The following is a 23,815-nucleotide window of genomic DNA, read 5'->3' as shown; positions in this document are numbered from 1 at the left end:
CGTCGCCAGCCTGGGTGAACCGGACCGGATGGCGCACAGAGGCGACCCGCCTGCGCCGTCATCACGGGCCAGCTCCTAGTCAGCTTGCCGCAAAGGTGGATGCGCTCCTGAACGGCGTAAGATCGATTGTGGTGCGGGGCTGCCGGGAGTGATTGCGGTGTCCGTGCCGCCGCGCGCCGAGCCCGCTTTGGGGGAACTGCACCGCGCGGTGTCGCAATTGCGTGAGGATCTGCCTGGCGACCTCGCCCAACTCGCCGCGCGCCTCGACCAAGTGGTCACCCAGGACGTGTACCGGGCGGACCAGCGTGCGTCGATCAGCGCATCAGCCAAGTCGAATCGGGTCTTGCCGGATTGCGCGGTGAGCACGACCAAGGCCTGGAGCGTGCGCTGGCCCATGCCCAAGCCTGCTTCGGTGGGACACTCGACCACCTCGTGCGCCACGAGTTCGTCCCCCTGTGACCAGCTGATTGAGAGCGACGGACGCGCGGTAGAGCGCGGAGTTTGCTGGTGCGGGCCGGGACAGGTCACTCGCCTGCTGAGGTTGGGGGCAATCTCCTGCGCGCGCTCTCCCCGTGGTCCCATCGGTAGGAACGCGCGGCTTCAACTGCATCGATGAGTCCGTTCCCGACGTACATGCGCTGCTCCGTTCGTCCAGCACGGCCACGGCGTCCTGCTCACACCCCTAGGACCATCCGCCCAGAATTCGGCGGCCGACACTGAGCTCGATGCAAGCGATCCCCCAGACCTCGCGAACTCGAAGCGGTAGTCAATCGAACCCTCCATCATTCGCTACCTGCGGCTGCGGACACGCCATCAGGCCCGGCTCGCGTGACGGCTAGTGCCGGGGATGTCCGGAGGACAGGCGGGGGACAGAAGGCCGAGGACGATCAAGGAAGGAGACGGAAAGACGGGTAACAAAGCCCTCCAGACTGGCGGCAATGTGCCGGCCCCAGGTGCCGGTTCACGAGCCGTCACAGACCCCGCTGCCGCAGCGCCGACCCCGACCGCCCCTTGACGACCTCCAGCTGGGCGTGGATGCGCCGCCGCAGGTCGGCGACATGGCTGACGATGCCGACGCTGCGGTCGCGTTCGCGCAGGGAGTCGAGGACGTCGAGGACCTCGTCCAGGGTCTGGTCGTCGAGGCTGCCGAAGCCCTCGTCGATGAACAGGGTGTCCAGCCGGACGCCTCCGGCCTCGTCGGTGACGACGTCGGCGAGGCCCAGGGCGAGGGCGAGGGAGGCGAAGAAGGTCTCGCCGCCGGACAGGGTGGCGGTGTCCCGCTCGCGGCCGGTCCACGCGTCCACGACGTGCAGCCCGAGCCCGCTGCGGCCGCGTCCGGTGCGGTCGTCGGAGTGGACCAGGGTGTAGCGGCCCGACGACATGCGCTGCAGGCGGACGGTCGCGGCGGCCGCGACCTGCTCCAGGCGTGCGGCCAGGACGTACGACTCCAGGCGCATCCTGCGTTCGTTGTCGGCGGCGGTGCCCGCCGTGAGGGCGGCCAGGCGGGCCACCCGGTCGTACTCCGCGCGCAGCGGGGCGAGCCGGCGTACGCCCTCCGCGGCGCGCGCGGAGAGACCGTCCAGCTCGGTGCAGCAGCGGGCGGCCGCGTCACGTGCGGAGGCGGCGGCGCGCAGCCGCCGCTCCGCCTCGGCCGCTGCCTGCTCCGCCGCGGCGAGGTCGGCGGACGGCTGCTGGGCGGCGGCCGCGGTGTCGGTCTCGGCGAGCACGGCGCGGACCGCGGCCTCCTCCGACTGCCAGGCGTCCAGGCGGTGTTGGAGGTCGCGGTGGGCCGCGTCGTCCAGGAGGGCGGCGGCCGCGGCCTGCGGGGTGTCGAACCCGGCGCGGTAGGCGGCGTCGGCGAGCCGGGCGTCGGCCTCCTTGAGCCGCTGGGCGGCGTCCTCCGCGGCGCGCGCGGTGTCGGCGGCGTCGGTGAGCAGCGCCACCCGCCGCTCCAGCTGTGCGGCGCGGGCGGCCACACTGGCGGCGGTGCCGCGCGCCTGGGTCAACTCGCCTTCCAGGGTGGCCTGTTCGCGCTCCAGGGTCTCGCGGCGGGTGAGCCGGGAAGCGGCTCGTACGGCGGCCTGCTGGCGGTCGGCCTGGCGCCGCTCGCGTTCGTGCTCGGCCTGGCGCAGCTCCTCCTGGGCGGCGTGCAGGGCGGAGGCGTCGCGGCGTGCCCGCGTGTACTCCTGTTCCAGTTCGTCGGCCTCGGCCGCGAGTTGGGCGGTGGGGGTGTCGCCGGCCTCGGCGGTGGCGGCGGCGAGGGCCTCGCGTACGACGCCGAGGCGCCGTTCGTCCTCGGCGTGCTGTTCCTCGGCCCGCTGGTGGGCGGCGAGGGCGTGCTCCTCGGCCTCGCGGTCGACGTGTCCGGCCACCTTGCGGGCCGGGGCGGGGTGTTCGGTGGCTCCGCAGACGGCGCAGGGCGCGCCGTCGGTGAGGTGCGCGGCCAGCTCTGCGGCGATGCCGTTCAGGCGCTGTTCCTTGAGGTCCAGCCAGTGGGTGCGGGTGTCCAGGGCGCGCTGCCCGGAGGCGAGGGCCCGGCGCTGCGCCTCCTCCAGGTCCGCGGCCAGCTCGTCCCGGGTGCGGGCCGCGGCCAGGCGCCGTCGTGCGGGTTCGCGCTGGACGGCGAGCTGTTCGGCGCGGGTGGCCGCCTCCTGGGCGGAGTCGATACGAGACTGGAGGGCCGCGCGGGTGGCGTCCCACTCGGTGAGCCAGCCGTCGGCCTCGCGCAGGACGTCCTCGTCGGCACGCTCCTGCCGGTCCAACCCGGCCCGTTCCGCGACCAGTTCGGCGAGCCGCCGTTCGGCACGCCGGGCCGACTCGAGACCGCCCAGTTCCTCGGCGGCGCGGCGAGCGGCGGCCGCGAGGCCCGCGGGGCCGGCGTCGGCAGAGGAGTCGGGGAGTGTTCCGCGAGCGCGATCCTCGGCCTCGGCGGCCCTGCGGTGCTCGGTCTCGGCGGCCTCCCGCAGCTCCAGCGCGGGCGCCACCGTCTCCGCCTTGCGGGCGCGCGCCATGCGCTCCTGCGCCTCATGGTGGGCGCCGGCCCGCTCCTCGAGGCGTTCGGCCCGCTGCCGCGCCTCGGCGAACCGGGCCTGGAGCCGGGCGAGTTCGCGTACGTCGTCCAGGGCGCGCTGCGCCGCGGTGTGGCCGGACTCGGCGGCGGTGAGGCGGCAGTGGGCGATGGTGAGGCGCTCGCGCGCGGTGCTGCGGGCCTCGGCGGCGGCACCGAGGACGGTCTCGGCCAGGCCCGGGTCGCCGGGGCTCAGCTCCGGCAGCTCCCATGCGTCGCCAGCCGCCTGCTGCATGCGGTGCGCGTCGGCGAGCAGCGCGGCGTCACCCTCCCGCACCCGGGCCTCCGTGGTGCGCCGGCGCTCCGCGAGCCGCTTCTCGACGTCGGCGAAGCGCTGGGTGTCGAAGAGACGGCCGAGCAGCTTGCCGCGGGCCTCGGCGTCGGCGCGCAGGAAGCGGGCGAAGTCGCCCTGGGGCAGCAGGACGACCTGGCAGAACTGTTCGCGGCTCATGCCCAGCAGCTGGGTGATCTCCTCGCCGATCTCCTGGTGGGAGCGGCTGAGGTCCTTCCAGGCGCGGGCCGTGGTGTCGTACTCGCGCAGCCAGGTCTGTGCCTTGTCGACGGTCATGCCCGTGCCGCGCAGCTTGGGCCGTTCCCACGGCGGCTGCCGGGTGATCTCCAACCGGCGCCCGGCGACGGTGAGTTCGAGGCGGACCTCGGTGCGGGTGCCCGGCTCGGCGTGGTCGCTGCGCAGGTGCATGCCCTGGCCGCTGTGCCGGGCGCCGGGCACGGAGCCGTAGAGCGCGTAGCAGACGGCGTCGAGGACGGAGGTCTTGCCCGCGCCGGTGGGGCCGTGCAGCAGGAAGAGTCCGGCGGCGGACAGGGTGTCGAAGTCGACGGTCTGGGAGCCGCCGAAGGGACCGAAGGCCGTGATGTCGAGCCGGTGCAGCCTCACCGGGCCACCTCCCGCACCGCGTCGTCGGCCCGTACCGCGTCGAAGGCGTCGCGGAGCACGGCGGTCTCCTGCTCGTCGGGGCCGGCGCCGCGCACATGGGCCACGAAGTCCTCGGCGATCTGCTGGTCGCTGCGGCCGGCCAGGCGCCGGGCGTAGGACACCTCGGGGTCGTCCGGGGCGCGTTCCGGGTCGAAGACCAGGCTGAGGGTGTGCGGGAAGCGCTCGGCGAGCCGGGCCATGGGGTCGTCCGGGCGGACCGGGTCGGTGAGGGTGGCCTCGACCCAGGCGTCCTCGTGGCGGGCGAGCCCGGGGTCGGCGAGCAGCTCGTGCAGGGTGCCCCGGATGCGGGCCAGCGGGCGCGGCACCGGGCAGTCGAGGCGCTCGGCGGTGACCGAGCCGTCGGCGCCCAGGTCGATCAGCCACATGCTCTTGCGGTGGTCGGCCTCGGAGAAGGAGTACGCGAGCGGGCAGCCGGAGTAGCGCACGCGCTCGGTGATCGTCTGGCAGCCGTGCAGATGCCCGAGCGCGACGTAGTCGACGCCGTCGAAGACCCCGGCCGGTACCGCGGCCACCCCGCCGACGGTGATGTCCCGCTCGCTGTCGCTGGCCTGGCCGCCGGTGACGAAGGCGTGGGCGAGGACGACGGAACGGGTGCCCGGCGCGCGCGTGGCGAGGTCGGCGCGGACGCGGTCCATGGCGGCCGCGAGCACGGCCTCGTGGCCCGCCTTCTCCACCGCGAACTCGTCCTTCACCAGGGCCGGTTCGAGGTACGGCAGCCCGTAGAAGGCCACGTCGCCGTGGGCGTCGGCCAGCACGACCGGGGTGCCGGCGGCGGACGGTTCGGTGCGCAGGTGGATGCCGGCGCGGTCGATGAGTCCGGCACCGACGCCGAGGCGCCGGGCCGAGTCGTGGTTGCCGGAGATCATCACGGTGGGCACGCCGAGGTCCGCGAGGCGGTGCAGGGCGTCGTCGAACAGCTCGACCGCGGCGAGCGGGGGCACCGCGCGGTCGTACACGTCCCCGGACACGACCACCGCGTCCACGGCGTGCTCGCGCACGGTGGCGACGAGGTGGCCGATGAACCCGGTCTGGGCCGGGAGCATGTTCACCCGGTGGAAGGCCCGGCCGAGATGCCAGTCGGACGTGTGCAGCACTCTCAAGAAACCGCTCCGGCCAGCACGTCTACCCCATCCACACCTCGAGGACCAGCACGAACCTGGGCAGGCTCGCACACAGCACCCACCACGCTAGTGCCTGCGCACCCCTGATCCACCACGGACCTCGATGCCCGGCCCCGCATGTGCGCCCGGAGTGACCGGAAATATCCCTAAGGAGCCTAAATGTCGTCCACTGTGCGGAACACCACCCTGCGCAACTGCGGCACGGTCCGCTGAGCCGTCGCGTCGGTCACGTGCCGACCTCCACGTCCCGCCATCCGCCCGTGCGGACGCTGCGGGCGACGGCCTCGGCCGCGGCCCGGACCTGGGGCAGCAGCCGGACCGGCTGGATGAGGTCGACGCGCCCCACCGCCCCCACGGCGGCGATGACGGCACCGCGGGCGTCGCGCAGCGGAACGGCGAGACCGCCCCACCCTTCCGTGAGCGTGCCGTGGGTCACCGCATGGCCCTCGCGTCTGACCCGGACGAGGCAGCGGCCCAGTGCGGTGCCGTCCGTGATCGTGGCGGGTGTGTACGCGTGCAGCGGACCGGCGCAGATCGCGCTGCGCACGGACTCGCCCGCGTGCGCGAGCAGCACCAGCCCCACCGAGGAGGCGTGCAGCGGCAGCCTGCCGCCCGGGTCGGCGTACAGCTGCGCGAGGTCGGCCTGGTTGGTCACGACGGACAGGCAGACGCTCTCGGCGCCGTCGCGGATGGCGAGCGTCGCCCCGACCGAGGTCTGTCTGTTCAGTTCGACCAGATGCGGCTGAGCGGCTTCGGCCAGGGCGGAGCCGCGCGGGGCCAGCACGGCCGTCTCCCACAGCCGCAGGCCGATGCTGTAGGCGCCGTCGGAGTCCCGCTCCAGGGCTCCCCATCCGGTGAGCTTGTTGACGATGCGATGAACGGTGGCGACCGGCAACCCCGACCGCCGGCTGATGTCCGACAGCGTCAGGGTGCGGTTGTCCCGGTCGAACGCGCCGAGAATGCTGAGCGTCCGGTCGACGACGGAGCGCTCCGGGGCGCCGGAGTGAGGCGTGGTCATCCCGTTCAGTTCCCTTCACCTGCACGTCAGGGGTGCTTGCTTGTTCGTGCTGGCACCAGGCGTGAACTGGTGACGGGCGGCCACGGCTATCATCAAGTCTTCAAGCAGCCCAAGGAAGGTCGATCCCGGAACGTTCATGGTCGATTTCGCTTCGTTACCGATCCCTGTCGTCCCGTACACCCCGATCTGCCGACCCGGCGTCGGTATCGCGTTATCGACCGTGGGTGGCCTGCGCGAACGGGCACCCCTGGGCTTACTCACCGCTCCGCATCGGCTCGACTTCCACCAGATCATGCTGGTCACCGAAGGCCGAGGGAGCTATTCGGTCGACTCCGCCTGCATACCGTGCCCGCCCGGCACCTTGCTGTGGACCCGGCCGAACCAGGTGATCCAGTCGTTCCCGGGGGACATGGACGGCCCACTCCTCATGTTCACCGAGGCGTTCCCGTTACCGATGCCGGCCGCCCTGGGAATGCTCGACGATGTGCTGCGCCCCTCCCACTGGCTGCTCTCCGACACCGAACTCCCCCTCTTCCAGCAGCCCCTGACTCTTCTTCAGGAAGAGTTCGGACGGGCCGACCGGGGGTTGGGCGAGGAGGTGCTCAAACATCTGCTGGCCGTGGTGCTCCTCCGCGTCGACGAGGTGTGCCGGCTGCGTCACGAGGACAACCGGGCCGGTGCCCCGAGCGGTGAGGCGGGCGAGCTGTTCATCCGCTTCCGCCGGGAACTGGAGGGCGCGTACCGCGTGACCCGGCTGGTGGAGGACTACGCGGCCAGGCTCAGCTGCAGTACGCGCGCCCTGTCCCGGGCCTGCCGCGCCGTCGCCGGTACGTCCGCGAAGGACGTGATCGACGCCCGGGTCGCGCTCGAGGCGCGCCGGCTGCTCGTCCACACGGACCTGCCCATCGCCGCCATCGCGCGCCGGCTCGGCTTCTCCGAGGTGACCAACTTCGGCAAGTTCTTCGTGCGGCGCGTGAATATGGCTCCCGGGGCATTCCGGCGGGACGCCCGGACGCGCACTCAGTCCGAATCCCGGGATTCCGGGGGACACTTCACCTCCCGGTAACATATTCGACGGTCGGTGCGGCGTACGTCACCAGGATTTCTTTCCACTCTCTGGAAGAGCGGTTGTTCAGGATTCCCGGAGCTGGCAAGACTGTGACCCGCGTGCTTCGGGCGGCCACTCGAAGACACCGCGGACCTGCAAGTCCGTACCAGAAAGACCGAACTGACCACCCGCCAGATTACTGACGAGTTGTTGTCTGCCCTCCCCGGCAGTGAATCCCCGAAGCAGAACACCGCTCATATCTCCCCGATTCCCCGGCCGGCCTCCGACTTCTGGCCGGCGCGCAGGGATTGAGCCCCGCCGACCGGGCGGAAACCCGGCCGGCCGAGGGGGCGTGCGCACCGCACCGTCCACGGGCTGCCTCGGTGCGCCCGTACGCCCGAGCACGACGGGCCGGTGCCCGCCCATCGACCGCACGCGTCTTCGGACATCCCGGAGCCGCGCCTGAGGAAGGACGACCCACCATGGCCGTAGTGACCGCTTCCGAGGCCGAGAACTGGCTGATCGAGAAGATCGCCCACCGCCTCGGCGTGGCGCCGGGCGACGTCTCCCGCGAGGTGTACTTCGACGAGCTGGACCTCGACTCGACCGAGGCGCTCATCCTCGCCGGCGAGCTGGAGAACTGGCTCGGCTTCGAGCTGAGCACGACCACGCTCTGGTACCACCCGACCATCAAGGACCTGGCGTCCTTCCTGGCCGAGGAGAGCGACCGGCGTGCGACCGCCGCGTGACCAACGGCCGCCGACGGCATTGGGGTTCAGAGCGGCCACGGCCGGCGGCCGCACCGTGTTCGTCGTCCATCCCGGCGCGCTCGCGGCCCAGGTCCACCGGGGCCTGGCCGACGCGCTGCCGGAGGGCGACGGGCTGACCGTACTGGACCTGGGCGCGCTCGGCGAGTACGCGGACGCGGCGCTCAACGGCGGCCGGGCCGACACGACGGTGGAGGCCCTGGCAGGCCGGCTGCTCGCCGCGATGGACCCGGTCCGGGGGCCGTACACGCTCGCCGGCTGGTCCTTCGGCGGTGTACTCGCCCTGGCCATGGCCCGGGCGATGCCGGCCGAGCGGCGCCCCGAGCGTCTGGTGCTCCTCGACAGCATCGCGCCCACCGAGGAGTACAAGCAGCCCGACGAGGCGCTCGAACCCGGTCTGCTCCTCGGCTGGTTCACCATGTACCTGGGGGCCAAGCGGGGCCGGCCGATCGACCTCGCCCCCGAGGCGCTCGCCGGACGCGGGGCGGACGACGGGCTGCCCGTCGTGCTCGACGCGGCCGTCGCCGCCGGGGCCCTGCTCCCGGACACCCCGCTGCCGGGCCTGCGCAAGCTCTACGACACCTATGTGGACGGGCTGTTGCGCAACAACCGGCTGACGGCCCCCTACCGGCCCGGTCCCGCGCCGCTGCCGCTGGTGCTGGTGCAGGCCGAGCGCAGCCTCGTCCCGGACGACCCCACACTCGGCTGGACCCCGCTCGCCCCGCACGGTCTGACCCGGCACCGCTGTCCGGGCGACCACTACACGATGCTCAGCCGTCCCGACTCCCTCGGTGTGATCGCCCCGCTGCTGCACGCAGCCTGAACCCGCCTCGCTCCTCTTCCGCGTCACCCGCAGGTCCCGAACCGCCCCGGGGCGCCTTGCCATGCCCCGCCGTTCCGACCAAGAGAGCCTCGCCGTGAACGCTTCGCACCCTGCCGACCTCGATCGCCGGCTCGCCCGGGATCCGATCGCGATCGTCGGCCTGTCCGCCCTGTATCCCAAGTCGCGTGATCTGCGCGCGTTCTGGGCCAACGTCGTCTCCGCGGCCGACTGCATCGAGGACGTGCCCGCGACCCACTGGGACGTGTCGGAGCACTACGACCCCGATCCCGCCGCTCCCGACAAGACGTACGCCAGGCGCGGCGGCTTCGTCCCCATCGTGCCGTTCAATCCGCTGGAGTTCGGGCTGCCGCCCAACACCCTCGAAGTCACCGACGTGCTGCAGCTGCTGAGCCTCGTCGTGGCCCGTGATCTGCTCAAGGACGCGGGCGCCGACCAGGACTGGTACGACGCCTCGCGCACCGGTGTGGTGCTGGGCGTGACCGGCGCCAACCAGCTCACCCAGCCGCTGACCGCCCGGCTCCAGACGCCGGTCCTGAAGGAGGTCGTCCGCTCCTGCGGGCTGACCGAGCGGGACGCGGAGGAGATCGCGGAGAAGTTCAAGCTGGCCTTCGCGCCCTGGGAGGAGAACTCCTTCCCCGGCATGCTCGGCAACGTCGTCGCAGGCCGTATCGCCAACCGCCTGGACCTCGGCGGCACCAACATGACGATCGACGCGGCGTGCGCCAGCTCGCTCGGCGCGGTCAAGGCGGCGGTCAGCGATCTGCTGGAACGGCGTTCGGACACGATGCTGGTGGGCGGCTGCGACGCCGAGAACACCATCTTCATGTACCTGTGCTTCAGCAAGACGCCCGCGTTCTCCAAGCAGGGCCGCATCCGCCCGTTCGACGCGGACGCCGACGGCACGCTCATCGGCGAGGGCATCGGCATGCTGGCGCTGCGCCGGCTCGCCGACGCCGAGCGGGACGGCAACCGCATCTACGCCGTACTCCGCGGCATCGGCTCCTCCAGCGACGGCCGCTTCAAGTCCATCTACGCCCCGCGCAAGGAGGGGCAGATGACCGCCCTGCGCCGGGCCTATGAGGACGCGGACTGCTCCCCTGCCTCCGTCGAGCTGTTCGAGGCGCACGGCACGGGCACGGCGGTCGGCGAGGCGACCGAGCTGTCCGCGCTGTCGGCCGTGGTCTCGGAGTTCACGAAGGAACAGCAGTACGCCGCGGTCGGCAGCGTGAAGTCGCAGATCGGCCACACCAAGGCGGCGGCGGGCGCGGCCGGGATGATCAAGCTGGCGCTGGCGCTGCACCACAAGCTGCTACCGCCCACCATCAACGTGGACCGGCCCAACCCGGCGCTCGACTGGGCCGAGAGCCCGTTCTACGTCGGCACCCGCACCCGTCCGTGGATCCTCGACCCGGCCCGGCCGCAGCGGCGGGCGGGCGTGTCGTCGTTCGGCTTCGGCGGCACCAACTTCCACGTGGTGATGGAGGAGTTCGGCGACGGGTCCGACCTGCGGGTGATGTTCCCCGTGCACCGGATCTTCATGTGGCATGCCCCTGACATTGAGGGCCTGGTCCGCGCGGTCGGGGAGAGCGGGGAGCCCCGCACCGAACCCGCTCCGGCGGATCATCCCCGGCTCGCCCTGATCGCCGGCAGCGACGCCGAGCTCGCGGAACTGCGCGCCCTGGCCGCCGCCGAGCTGCGCGCCAAGCCGGACGCCGAGGCCTGGTCGCACCCCAAGGGCATCCACTTCCGCCGGTCCGCCGCCCCGCTCGGCAAGGTGGCCGCGCTCTTCGCCGGGCAGGGCAGCCAGTACGTCGAGCCCGGCCGCACGGCGGTGCTCGCGCTGCCTCCGCTGCGGGCGGCCTTCGACCGGGCGAACGCGGCCTTCGCCGGGCACGAACTCCCGCTGTCCCGGGTCGCCTTCCCGCCGCCCGCCTTCGACGAGTCGACCCGCACGGCCCAGGAGACGGCCCTGCGCCGCACCGAGTACGCCCAGCCCGCCATCGGCGCACTGGCGGCCGGTCACTTCCGTTACCTGACGGAGCTGGGCTTCGACGCGGACGGGCTCCTGGGCCACAGCTTCGGCGAGCTGGCGGCGCTGTGGGCCGCCGGTGCCCTCGACGACGACACGTACTTCGCCCTGGCCCGGGCCCGGGGCGCGGCGATGGCACCGCCCGCCGATCCGGACTTCGACGCCGGCGCCATGGCCGCCGTCAGCGCCTCCGAGGAGCAGGTGCGCGAGCTGCTCGCCGCCCACGCGGAGCTGACCGTCTGCAACCGCAACGCCCCCGACCAGATCGTGGTGGGCGGCGCCACCGAGGCCGTGGAGCGCCTGGTGGAGGCGGCCGGCGCGGCCGGGATCCGGGCGCTCAGGCTGCCGGTGTCCGCGGCCTTCCACACGCCCTTCGTCGCCCACGCCGTGGACGCGTTCGGGCGGCGGGTGGCCGACGCCGAGGTGGGCGAGCCGCGCCGCCCGGTGTTCGCCAACTCGCCGGGCGCCTCCTACGGCCCGGACCTCGACGCCAACCGGCGCACCCTGGTCGAACAGCTGATCAAGCCGGTCGAGTTCGCCGACCGGATCGAGGAGATGTACGCGGCCGGCTTCCGCACGTTCGTCGAGTTCGGCCCCAAGGGCGTGCTGACGCAGCTGGTCCGCCGCATCCTCGGCGAGCGCGAGCACTTCGCGGTGCAGCTCGACCCGGGCGACAAGGGCGACGCCGAGCTGACCCTGAAGCGGGCCGTGGCCCAACTGGCTGTCCTGGGCCTGCCGTTGGCGGTGGCGGACCGGTATGTGGCCGAGCCTCCCGCCGAGGAGCCGGTCAAGGGCATGACGGTGCCGCTCAACGGCATCAACCACGTGCCCGAGGCCCGGCGGGCGGCTTACCGGGAGGCGCTGGAGAGCGGCTATCGGGTCTCGTTGCCGGCGGTGCCGGCTCCGGCGGCCGTCACCGCCCCGGCGGCTGCCCCGGCCGCCCCTGCCGCTGCTACGGCCCCTGCACCGCAGCCGGTCGCCCAGCAGGTCACACCGGTCGCCCAGCAGGTCACACCGGTCGCCCAGCAGGTCATGCCGGTCTCGCAGCCGGTCACGCCGGTCGAACCGGCCCCCGCCCCGCAGGCCGCGCCCCTGGCGCAGCCCGCCCCACCGGACGTCCTGGAGAACGAGTTCATGGCAGAGGAACGCGCGGCCACCGCGCCCGACGACCGGCTCGCCGGGCTGCTCGCCGACCACCTGGCCCTGCACGACGACTACCTCACCGGTCAACTGTCCAGCGCCCAGCGCCTGATGGGGCTGCTGGAGCGGGCCGACGAGCAGGGCCGCGTGGACGCGGTGCTCCCGGGGGTCGCCTCCGTCAAGGAGCACGGGCTCGCGATCGGACGCACGCATCTGCGGGCCAACGAGATCCTGCGGGACCTGGCGGCCCTGGAGTACGGCGCCGCCGCCCCCGCCGTCCCCGCGGCAGCCCCGGCCACCGAGACCCCCGCGGTCGTGGCGCCTGCGCCCGCAGCGCCCGTGACAGCGCTGCCCGAAGCTCCGGCCACTCCGGCGCCCGCTGCCCTGGAAGCCCCGGCGGCTCCTGCCCCCGTAGCCCTTCCCGCCGCTGAACCCGCGGCTGCTCCTGCCCCCTCAGCCCTTCCCGCCACTGACCCCGCGGCCTCCGGCACCTCGGCGGACGACGTACGTGCCGCACTCCTGGACGTCGTCTCGCAGAAGACCGGCTACCCGGCCGACATGCTCGACCTCGACATGGACGTGGAGGCGGACTTGGGCATCGACTCCATCAAGCGCGTCGAAATCATGGGCCTCCTCCAAGAGCGCTTCCCCAGCCCCGCCCCCGTCGGCCCCGAGCAGCTCGCCGAACTCCGCACGCTCAGCGAGATCGTGGACTTCGTCCTGAGCCTCGGCGGGGTGCTCGGCGACAGGCCCCAGGCCGCGGCCACCGTGACCGCCACGGCCCCCAGGGTGGTCGTCAGCACCGCGGACATCGCCGCCGCGCTCCTCGGTGTCGTTTCGGAGAAGACGGGCTACCCGGCGGAGACGCTGGACCTGGACATGGATGTCGAGGCGGACCTGGGCATCGACTCCATCAAACGCGTCGAAATCATGGGCGTCCTCCAAGAGCGCTTCCCCAGCCCCGCCCCCGTCGGCCCCGAGCAGCTCGCCGAACTCCGTACCCTGAACGAGATCGTCGGCTTCGTCTTCGAGCTGAACGCCCCGGCTTCGGCGGCCACTTCACCCTCTGGGCCTGCGGCCTCCGGTGCCTCCACGGACGACGTGCGCGCCGCGCTCCTCGACGTCGTCTCGCAGAAGACCGGCTACCCGGCCGACATGCTCGACCTCGGCATGGACGTCGAGGCCGACCTCGGCATCGACTCCATCAAGCGCGTCGAAATCATGGGCGTCCTCCAGGAACGCTTCCCCAGCCCCACCCCCGTCGGCCCCGAACAACTCGCCGAACTCCGCACGCTCAGCGACATCGTGGACTTCGTCACCGGCCTGTCCGGCAGCCCGGAGCCCGAGCCGCAGCTTCGGCACGAGCCGAAGGGCGAGACCGACGCCCCCGCACCCGGTGCCCTCGGCCGCGGGCAGGCCGCGCTGGTGGAGCTGCCCGCTCCGGACCAGTTGGTCGGGGCGTACCCGCAGGACGGTGCCGTGCTCCTCGTCGACGACGGCAGCGAGATCGCCGCGGCCACGGCGGCCCGGCTCGGAGAGGCCGGCCGGCGGGTGCGCGTGCTGCGGCTGCCCGGTGTGCCGCAGCGCGTCACGGGGGCGGAGGACACCGCCCTGACCGGCTGGGGTGCCACCGAACTGGCCGCCCGCGTCGAGGAGTCGGCCGCCGGCCCGCTGCATCTCGTGCTCGTCTTCGCCGCCGCCGACGACCTGCCCTGGGCGGAGGGTGTGCGCAGGCTCGCGCACACGCTGCTCGTCGCCAAGCACACGATGGCCCCGCTGACCGCCGCCACCCAGGCTGGTCACCGGGCCGCGTTCGTCACCGTCACCCGGCTCGACGGCTCCTTCGGTCACACCGGTGTCGCCGAGGACGCGACGCCCGCCGGCGGCATCGGCGGACTGGTCAAGACCCTCGCGGTGGAGGCGCCGGGGCTCTTCTGCCGCGCGGTGGACCTGAGCCCGGCCCTGGGCACGGCCGAGGCCGCGGGCCTGGTGCTGGAGGAGGTGTACGACGCCGCAGCCGGCCCCGTGCAGGTGGGCCGTGAGGGCACGCGCCGCGTCGGTCTGACGCTCGGCGAGGAGCCGGCCGCGCCCGCCACGTCCGGCGCCGAGCTCGGCTCCGGCGATCTGCTCGTCGTCACCGGCGGCGGGCGCGGCATCACCGCCCGGTGCGCCACCGAACTGGCCGCTGCGTACCGCCCCGGCCTGCTGCTGCTCGGCCGTACCGCGCTCGGCGAGGAGCCCGAGTGGGCCCGCGGGCTGACCGACGCGGCCGCGCTGAAGGCGGCGGCCGTGGAGCACCTGCGGGGCACGGGGGAGAAGCCGACCCCGAAGCGGGTCGAGCAGCTCTACCGGTCGGTGATCGGCGAGCGCGAGGTCCGTGCCACCCTCGCCGGGATCCGCGCGGCGGGCAGCGAGGTCGAGTACCTGCCCGTGGACATCACCGACGCCGCCGCGACCGCCGCCGCCCTGGCGCCGTACCGGGAGCGGATCACGGGTGTGGTGCACGGTGCCGGGGTCCTCGCGGACCAGCTGATCAGCGCGAAGAAGGCGGCGGAGATCGAGCGGGTCTTCTCCGTCAAGCTCGGTGGCCTGCGCTCGGTCGTGGCAGCGGTACCGGACGAGCGGCTGCGGCATGTGGTGCTGTTCTCCTCGGTCGCCGGGTTCTTCGGCAACCGCGGGCAGTCCGACTACGCGATGGCCAACGAGGTGCTGAACGCCTGGGCCGCCGGGTTCAAGCGGAGCCACCCCGAGGCTCATGTCACGGCGCTGAACTGGGGCGCATGGGACAGCGGAATGGTGTCGCCGCAGATCAAGGCAGTGTTCGAGGAGCGCGGCATCACCCTCATCCCGGAGGAGACCGGAACCCGGCTGTTCGCCGAGCAGTTCGCGCCCGAGCGGTCCGGTGACGTGATCACGGTCCTCGGCCCGACCACTCCCCTGTCGGTGCCGGAGCACACCGCGCCCACGGCCCCGGTCGTCCTGGAGCGGGACCTGTCCGGCCTGGCCGGCGAGCCGCTGGTCGCCGACCACGTGATCGGTGACGCGCCGGTGCTGCCCGCCGCCGCGGCCCTCGGCTGGGCCGCGGGCGCCGTCGAGCGGCTGACCGGCGCCGCGGTCGCGGAGATCCGGGACTTCGTCGTCCACAAGGGCGTGGTCTTCGACGGCGGCCTCGACGGCAGCCGCTTCCAGCTCTCCGTCGACCCGACGCCCGACGGTGCCGAGGCGGACGTCGCGATCCGGTCGGTCGCGGGCGAGGGGGCCGTACGCCCGCACTACGCGGCCCGTGTCATGCTCCGCGCCTCCGCCGGAGGACCGGAGCAGGTGGCCGGCCTGCCCGCCCTGGGCGGCGGCAGCGACGCCCAGGTCTGCTACGCCGACGGCACCCTGTTCCACGGTCCGTCCCTGCGCGGCCTGCGCCGGGTGCTGGAGTCCGGCGAGGCACGGCTGGTGATCGAGTGCGCTCTGCCCGAACACCGGTCCGCCGGGGGCGCGTTCGGGAGCGGCCGGTACGCGCCCGGCACCGCCGACCTGCTGCTGCAGGCCGCGCTGGTGTGGATGCGCCGCTTCCGCGACACGGCGAGCCTGCCGATGTCCGTGGGCCGGGTGGAGCTGTACGAGGCGCTGCCGGACGGCGGACCGTTCGTCGTGGTGGTGGAGCCGGTGTCGGCGAACGGCACGACCGCGAGCCTCACGGTGACGGCGTGCGCCCCGGACGGACGGGTGCTGTCCCGGTTCACCGGCGTCTCCCTCGTGTCCACCCCGCAGCTGGCCGCCAAGTTCGCGGGCCGCTGAGCCGACTTACGAACCGCCGGTCCCGGCGGGCGTGCCTTCCCACCGCCCGCCGGGACCGGCACCTTGGAGGAAGCAGCTGCTATGCACAAGTTCGCCATCGTCGGGATCTCCTGCCTGTTTCCGGGTGCCCGGACCCCCGAGGAGTTCCGGCAGAACCTCCTCGCCGGCACGGACAGCCGCCGCGACGGCGGTACGGAGGTCTTCGGGCCGGAGCCGGACGAGCGTGACCTCGACCCCCGCCATCGCATCACCTCCCGCCGGGGCGGGTTCGTCACCGGCTTCGTGTTCGACCCGACCGGTTACCGGCTGGACCCCGGGTATCTGACACGGCTCGACCGGATCTTCCACTGGTCGATGTACGCCGCCCGGGAGGCGCTGCGGGACTGCGGCCTGGGCGACGACCCGAAGACCCTGGCCCGCACCGGGCTGGTCATGGGCAACTACTCGTTCCCGACGCCGACTTCGGCCCAGGTCAGTGTCCCGCTGGCGCAGGAGGCCGTGCTGGCCGGCCTCGGCCGGGTGCCGGGCGGTCTGCCGGGCGCGCGTCCGCTGGTCGACCGGGACGCCCTGCTGCCCGAGAACCTGCGGGTGAGCGGCTCGCCCGCGGCGGTCACCGCGGCCGCTCTCGGGCTCGGCGGCCCCCGCTACTGCCTGGACGCCGCGTGCTCGTCGGCGCTGTACGCGCTCAGCCTGGCCTGCGGCCATCTCGCGGCGGGCGAGGCGGACCTGGTCCTGGCGGGCGGTGTCTGCGCCCCCGATCCGACGCTGATCCATCTGTCCTTCTCCGATCTGCGCGCCTACCCGGAGAACGGGTTCAGCCAGCCCTTCGACAGCCGCTCCGGCGGGATCGTCACCGGTCAGGGCGCCGGCATGGTCGCGGTCAGGCGGCTGGCGGACGCGCTGCGCGACGGCGACCGCATCCACGCCGTCGTGGACGGCATCGGCCTGTCCAACGACGGCACGGGACGGCATCCGCTGGTACCGCGCAAGTCCGGCCAGCTGGACGCACTTGCGCGTGCCTACGCGGGCGCGGGCGTCGACCCCGCCGAGATCGACTACCTGGAGTGCCACGCCACCGGCACGCCGATCGGGGATGCCACCGAGGCGGAGTCCGTCGCCGAGTTCTTCGGCGCGCACGGCCGGGTGCCGCTGCTGGGCTCGGTCAAGGGCAACATCGGGCACCTGCTGACCGTCGGCGGGCTGAGCAGCCTGCTCAAGGTCGTCCTGGCCATGCGGGACGGCACGATTCCGGCGACCATCGGAGTGGAACAACCGGTCACCTCCGCGGACGGCGGGGTCGGCGCGCAGAACCTGGTGCGCACCACCCGGGACTGGCCCGAGGGGCAGGGGCCGCGCCGGGCGGCGGTGTCCGCGTTCGGGTTCGGCGGCACCAACGCGCACGTCGTGCTGTCGGCGGCGCCGGACGCTGCGTCTATTCCCGCGGCTCCCGCCGCGCTCCCGGCCCTGGACGTCGTAGGCCTCGGGGCGCACTTCGGGTCGCTGGACTCCGTGGACGCCTTCGAGCGTGCCGTGCACCGGGGCGAGGACGATCTGCGTCCGCTGCCCGAGCACCGCTGGCGGGGTCTGGACCGTACCGAGGGCGGCACCCTGGAGCAGGCGGGCCTCACCGGGGACGCACTGCGCGGGGCCTTCGTGGACGGTGTCGACGTCGACCCGGCGGAGCTGCGGGTGCCGCCGTCGGACCTGCGCATCTACAACCCGCAGCACGCGGTGCTGACGAAGGTCGCCGACGAGGCGCTGCGCGATGCCGGGTACCGGCTCGGCGCCGCGGCTCGGGACACGCCGGAACCGCGCCGGGTCGCCGTGGTGGTGGTGACCGAGATCGAGCCGTACACGCACGCCCGGCTGAGCCGGTACGGCCTCGGGGCGTTCCTGCGCCGCGAGTTGGACCGGGCGGGCGTCCGGCTGACCGAGGAGCAGCAGGCCGCGCTGACCGAGGTGGCCCGGGACGCCGTGGTGGACCCGATCGGCGCGAACGAGGTCCTCAGCTACATCGGCAACGTGATGGCCGGGCGGGTCTCGTCCCGCTGGAACCTCACCGGACCGTCGTTCACCGTGTCCGGCGACGGTGCCGGTCTGGCCGAGGCGCTCCAGGTCGCGCGGCTGCTGCTGCTCGACCCGGACCTGGAGGCGGTGCTGGTCGGCGCGGTCGACCTGGCGGGCTCGGCGGAACTCCTGCTGACGCGGCCCGAGTTGTCCGGCGAGGCGGGCCTCTCCTTCGGCCGGGACGGCCGGGGGCGGCGGGTCGGCGAAGGCGCCGGAGCCCTGGTCGTCACCCGCGCGGACACGACCCGGGGCCGGGTGCACGCCCGTATCGACGGACTGGCCGTGCGGTACGCGCAGGCGTCCGGTTCGATGCCCGCTGCGGTCGCGACACCGCTCGCCGAGGCCGCGGAAGCGGCCCTGGCCGAAGCCGGCGTGACGGCGGCTGAAGTGGGCTACGTGGAGGCCCACGCGGGCGGCACCGCCGAGGAGGACCGGACCGAGATCGAGGCGCTGGCGCGGGTGTACCGCGCGGACGCCGGCAGTACCGCCCTGGGTAGCACCACGGCACAGACCGGCGACACCGGCTCCCCGGGCGACATCGCAGAGGACGACGGGCTGACGCAGGCGCACCGCGCCACCGCCCCGGGCAGCACCAGCGCACAGACCGGCGACACCGGCTCCCCGTACGGCACCGCCGAGGACGACGGGCTGACGCAGGTACACCGCACAGGCGCCCGCACCACCGCCCTGGGCAGCGTCAAGGCGCAGATCGGGGACGCCGGTTGCGCGGCCGGTGTGGCCGGGCTGATCCGGGCCGTGCTGTGCCTGCGGCAGGCGTATCTGCCCGGCACGCGTGGCTGGCGGCGCCCCGAGGACGACCTCGCGGACGCCTTCGCCGCCTCCGCCCTCTACGTCCCCGACGCCGCACGCCCCTGGCTGCGCGAGCGCACGGACAGCCCCCGCCACGCCGCGGTGAACATCCGAGGCGCCTCGGGCTCGCACGCCCACGTGGTGCTCTCCTCCGTGCCCGGCGCCGAGCGTCCGCGTCCGCAGGCCGACTGGTCGCGGGCGGGCGGGCCGGTGCTGCTGGCCGTCGCCGCGGACACGCTCGACGGGCTGCTCGACGAGGCCGGCCGGTACCGCACGCTGCTGGCGGACGGCGCCGATCCGCGGGCTCTGGCGCGGGACGCGGCGCGCGGGCTCGACCGGCGGCGGCTGCGGATCGTCCTGGTCGGCCAGGACCACGAAAGTCTGCTGCGGCAGCTGGAGTTGGCGGTCCGGGACGTACCCGGGGCACACGCCGAGGGCAGGGAGTGGGCCACCCCGGCCGGCTCCTTCTTCACCCCCCGGCCCATCGGCCCCGAGGGACGAGTGGCGCTCGTCTACCCCGGCGCCTTCAACAGCTATCCGGGCCTGGGCGCGGACCTCTTCCGGGCCTTCCCGGCCCTGCTCGACCGCTTCGAGCGCCAGGCCGCCGAGCCGGCCCGGATGCTGCGGGCCGCCCAGCTGTATCCCCGCACCCTCGAGGCCCTCGACCGGCGCGGCCTGATGCGGCTGGAGGAGAGCCTCGGCGACGACGTCCCGTTCATGCTCGCCACCGGCACCAGTTTCGCGATCCTCTACACCGCGCTGGTGCGCGAGGTGCTGGGCATCACCGCGCACGGCGGGTTCGGCTACAGCCTCGGCGAGTCCAGCATGCTGTTCGCGACCGGTGGCTGGGACCCGGCCGGCCGCAGCGACTCGCTGATCAGCGACAGCCCGATCTTCCGGGACCGCCTGTGCGGACCACGCCGGACCGTACGGGAGCTGTGGGATCTGCCCGCGGAAACCCCCGACGGGAACGTGTGGGCCTCGCACGTGCTGCTGACGTCCGCCGAGCCGGTGCGCGAGGCGCTCGCCCGCTACGACCGGGTCCACCTGACCCACGTGAACACCCCGCGCGAGCTGGTGATCGCGGGCGATCCGGCGCAGTGCCGAGCGCTGATCGAGGAGGTGGGCTGCCCCGCCGCCCGCTCGCCCGTCAACGTGGTGATGCACTGCCCGGTCGTGGACCCCGAACTCGCGGGCCTGGCCAGGATGAACGACTACCCCATGGGCTCCTTCGGAGACCTGGAACTCTTCAGCGCCTACGACTACCAGCCCCTCCCGGCCGAGCTGCTGGCCGAGTCCCCGCGGCGCATCGCCCACACCCTGCGCTCGACGATCGACTTCCCGCGGCTGGTGCACGCGGCGTACGAGCGCGGCTACCGCTACTTCATCGAGGTGGGGCCGGGCGCCACCTGCTCCCGCTGGATCCGGGACACCCTCGGCGACACCCCGCACGTGGCCGCCTGCGTGGACCGCAGGGGCGTCCCGGCGACCACCCCGCTGGCCCACCTGACGGCCCGCCTCGTCGGCCACGGCCTCCCGGTGGACCTGACGGCCCTTCAGGACCCGGCCCCGGCGCCGTCCGACCGGCCTGCCCGCCGTCTGCCCCCGGTCCGAGTCGGCCGCGGCGAACCCATCCCGGACCGCATCGCCCGCGAGGCGACCAAGGCACTGGCCGGCACCTCCCTCGGACGGGCCACTTCGGCTCATGGGGCCCACCCAGGGGCGGCGCCCGGTCCGGCTGGACACCCGCGATCCACCACGCCGACCGTCCGGACCGGTGAAGCACCCACGGCCTTCCCCGCTCCCGCCCGCCCGGCAGCTGAAACGACCCCAGCGCTCCCCACCTCCACCGTCCCGGCCAGCGCAGGGCACATGGCCACCCCCACACCCGCCCGCACACCGGCTGAGACGCCCGTAGCCGTCCCCGCCCCCGCCCACACAGCCGCCCAAGTACCCGCCGACCTCCACGCACCCGCCCACACGTCAGGGAAAACAACCCGGCTGCCCCCCACCCACACCGGCCCGGCAAGCACAGGGCCCGAGGCCACCCCCGCACCCACCCACACACCGGCCGAGGCCCCCGCAGCCCGCCCCGCCCCTGCCCACTCGGCGACCGAACCGGCCGCGCCTCTCGCCACCCCGCCCCGCCCGACCCTCGTCAAGGCTCCTGCGCACCCCCAGCGCACCACCCGCACAGCCCAGCCCACCCCTCACCCTCAACCCGCCGTCGGCGATCCCATCGCCCATGTCGCCGCGGCCCCGCCCGCCGAAGCTCCCGAGCCCGCCGTCCCCGTCCTTTCCGTCCCGCCGGAGGAGCCCGCCGCCATGCCTGCCGACCCGACGCTGGAGATCTCCGAGGTGATCACCTTCGAGGGGGATCCGATCACGGCCCTTCCCTGGGGCGCCCCGCAGCCTCCGGCGGCCGTCGCCCCGTCCGTGACCGCCCCGCCTCCGGCCACCCCGCCTGCCGAGCCGTCGTACCCTCAGGCGCCGTCCGGCCCGGGCCGGGTGCCCGCCGCCGAGCTGGTGCGCGATCTGCGCCGGGAGATGCTCGCCGCGCACGGCGTGGTGATGGAGACCCACCGGGTGCTCCAGGCGGCGACCCTGGACCGTGCCGAGGCCCTGCTCGACGCGACGACGCCCGCCGCACCGGCTCCGCAGCCCACTCCCCTGCCGCCCGCGACCACGCCGACACCCCTGGCCCTGCCCGCCGCCGAACCCCCGGCGCCGGCCCGTGAGGGCGTCATCTGGAACGAGGCCGATCTGCTCGAGTTCGCGACCGGTTCCGTGGCCAAGGTCTTCGGACCCGAGTTCGCCGAGATCGACACCTTCGGCGCCCGCGTACGGCTGCCGGCACCGCCGTACCACTTCGTCACCCGGGTCACGGAGCTGGACGCCGAACCCGGCGTGCTCGAACCGGCCCGGATCACCACGGAGTACGACGTGCCCGAGGACGCCTGGTACGCCGTCGACGGCGGGGTGCCGCCAGCGGTGACCGTGGAGTCCGGGCAGTGCGACCTCCTCCTGGTCAGCTACCTGGGCATCGACTTCCGCAACAAGGGCGAGCGGGTCTACCGGCTCCTCGACAGCTCGCTGATCTTCAAGGGCGGGCTGCCCACGACCGGGCAGACGCTGCGCTACGAGATCTCCATCGACCGGTTCGTCCACCAGGGCGACACCACGATCTTCTTCTTCAGCTACGACTGCTTCGCGGACGGCGAGCTGATCCTCCAACTCCGCGACGCCTGCGCCGGGTTCTTCAGCAAGCAGGAGCTGGAAACCCCGCTCGGCATCGTCCTCACCGACAAGGACCGGGCCCGCCGCGCCGCGCTGCCCAAGGGCACGTTCAAGCCGCTGGCCTACGCCCGCAAGCACCAACTGGACGGCCGCGACCTGGAGTTGCTCGCGCAGGGTCGCCCCGGGGAGGTGTTCGGCCCCGATCACGCGCAGGACCCGGGCATCAACCCGGCGCTGCGCCTGCCGGACGAGCGGCTGCGCATGGTCGACGAGGTCACCGTCGACCGCAAGGGCGGGCCCTGTGAGTTGGGCCTGATCACCGCCGTGAAGCGGCTGCAGCCGGACGCCTGGTACTTCACCTGCCACTTCCCGGACGACCCGGTGCTCGCCGGTTCCCTCATCGCCGAGGGTGCCGTGCAGCTGCTGCAGATCTACCTGATGCACCAGGGCCTGCATCTCACGCTCCCGGACGCCCGCTTCCAGACGGTGACCGAGCGCCGGATCGACGTCCAGGTGCGCGGCCAGGTCACCCCGAAGGACTCCGAGATCCGCTACGAGGTGGAGGTCACCGAGCTGACCCTGCTGCCCCGGCCCACGGTCATCGCGGACGTCCTGGTGTACCTCGGGGACAAGCCGGTGGTCCGCATGCAGAACCTCGGCCTGCAGATCGTGGAGAAGCCCGGGACGCCGTACCGGCCGGAGGCCGGCGGCGTGCCGAAGTTCCTGGGCCGCCGCAACCGTAGTGGCGAGCCGGCCATGATCAACGAACTGCACCTCGCCCACTCCGCCAAGGGTCTGCTGGACATGGCGATGGGCCCGGAGTTCGAGATCTACCGCACGAGCCGCGCCCCCTACATCCCCAACGGCGACTTCCAGTTCGTCGACCGGGTCATGTCGCTCACCGGCACCCGCGGTGACCTGAGCCCCGGCCCGGAGATGGTCACCGAGTACGACTCGCCGGACGACGCCTGGTACTACGCGGAGAACTCCTCGCCGTACCTGCCGAACTGCGTGTACATGGAGTCCTCGCTGCAGGCCGCCATCTTCCTCGGCTACTACCTCGGCGCCACCCTCCGCCAGCCCGAGGAGGAGTACTCCATCCGCAACCTCGACGGCCGCGCGACCCTGGTGAAGGACATCGACCTGCGCGGCAGGACCGTCCGGCACCACTCGAAGCTGCTGATGACGAGTGTCATCTCGGGTGCGGTCCTGCAGAACTTCTCGTACGAACTCAGCGCGGACGGCGAGGTGTTCTACACCGGCGAGTCGCTGTTCGGGTACTTCAACGCGGCCGCGCTGTCCAACCAGGTCGGCCTCGACAGCGGCACCTACGTCAAGCCGTGGATCGAGGCGGAGGCCCCGGCCGCCGGGCGGGTCAGGCGCATCGAGCTGGCGGGCGGTGCGGCGCCCGCCTTCCGCGATGCCTCCGGGGGCGAACTGCACCTGCCCGGCGGCCGGTTCGACCTGGTGGACCGGGTGGATCTGGTCGCGGACGGCGGCCGGTTCGGCGCCGGCTATGTGCACGGCTTCCGCAGTATCCGGCCCGACGAGTGGTACTTCGACTGCCACTTCCACCGCGACCCGGTGATGCCCGGCTCCCTCGGCGTGGAGGCGGTGCTGCAGGCCATGCGTCTGTTCGTGCTGGAGCAGAACCTCGCCGAGGGCATGCCCCGGCCCCGCTTCGCGATGGCCACCGGCGTGGAGATGTCCTGGAAGTACCGGGGCCAGATCCTGCGCGACGACCGCGAACTGTTCTTCGACGTGCACATCAAGGAGGTCCGCAGGGAGGCGGACCGCCTGCTGCTGATCGCCGACGCGGACCTGTGGAAGCCGGGACTGCGCATCTACGAACTCACCGACGTGGCCATCGAGGTCCGCCCCGACGCCGGCTGACGCCGCGCACAGCCGAGGAGCACTGTT

Annotated in this window: 8 protein-coding genes; 5 read left to right on the top strand and 3 right to left on the bottom strand. The window is 73.4% G+C overall.

Features of this window, described 5'->3' with window-relative positions:
* Positions 1-971: 971 nt before the first annotated feature.
* The 3 genes from ACZ5DS_RS32250 to ACZ5DS_RS32240 form a co-directional block, all read right to left on the bottom strand.
* Positions 972-3,962 (bottom strand): AAA family ATPase, encoded by a 2,991-nt coding sequence (locus ACZ5DS_RS32250; protein WP_468245556.1) that lies wholly within the window; start codon positions 3,960-3,962, stop codon positions 972-974.
* Positions 3,959-5,122, bottom strand: coding sequence for an exonuclease SbcCD subunit D (locus tag ACZ5DS_RS32245; protein WP_468245553.1), 1,164 nt, complete (start codon positions 5,120-5,122; stop codon positions 3,959-3,961). The genes ACZ5DS_RS32250 and ACZ5DS_RS32245 overlap by 4 nt, the downstream gene beginning before the upstream one ends.
* A gap of 247 nt (positions 5,123-5,369) precedes the next feature.
* A complete protein-coding gene (locus ACZ5DS_RS32240) occupies positions 5,370-6,161 on the bottom strand; it encodes an IclR family transcriptional regulator (protein ID WP_468245551.1) in 792 nt (263 codons plus the stop codon).
* Between the two features lie 136 nt (positions 6,162-6,297).
* Between ACZ5DS_RS32240 and ACZ5DS_RS32235 the strand changes: the two genes are divergently transcribed.
* From ACZ5DS_RS32235 to ACZ5DS_RS32215, 5 genes are all read left to right on the top strand, one after another.
* Positions 6,298-7,227 (top strand): AraC family transcriptional regulator, encoded by a 930-nt coding sequence (locus ACZ5DS_RS32235; protein WP_468245548.1) that lies wholly within the window; start codon positions 6,298-6,300, stop codon positions 7,225-7,227.
* A 464-nt stretch (positions 7,228-7,691) separates the two neighbouring features.
* Positions 7,692-7,958, top strand: coding sequence for an acyl carrier protein (locus ACZ5DS_RS32230; RefSeq protein ID WP_468245546.1), 267 nt, complete (start codon positions 7,692-7,694; stop codon positions 7,956-7,958).
* Positions 7,942-8,799 (top strand): alpha/beta fold hydrolase, encoded by an 858-nt coding sequence (locus tag ACZ5DS_RS32225; RefSeq protein ID WP_468245544.1) that lies wholly within the window; start codon positions 7,942-7,944, stop codon positions 8,797-8,799. The genes ACZ5DS_RS32230 and ACZ5DS_RS32225 overlap by 17 nt, the downstream gene beginning before the upstream one ends.
* Positions 8,800-8,893: 94 nt before the next feature.
* Entirely contained in the window at positions 8,894-15,781 is a 6,888-nt protein-coding gene (locus ACZ5DS_RS32220; RefSeq protein ID WP_468245541.1) for an SDR family NAD(P)-dependent oxidoreductase, read from the top strand.
* A gap of 81 nt (positions 15,782-15,862) precedes the next feature.
* Positions 15,863-23,788, top strand: coding sequence for a beta-ketoacyl synthase N-terminal-like domain-containing protein (locus ACZ5DS_RS32215; protein WP_468245538.1), 7,926 nt, complete (start codon positions 15,863-15,865; stop codon positions 23,786-23,788).
* The last annotated feature ends 27 nt before the right edge of the window (positions 23,789-23,815 follow it).

It is taken from the genome of Streptomyces sp. NPDC031100, from assembly GCF_055570785.1.
The sequence above is the reverse complement of the archived record's forward strand: the minus strand, read 5'-3'. Positions and strand labels throughout refer to the sequence as shown.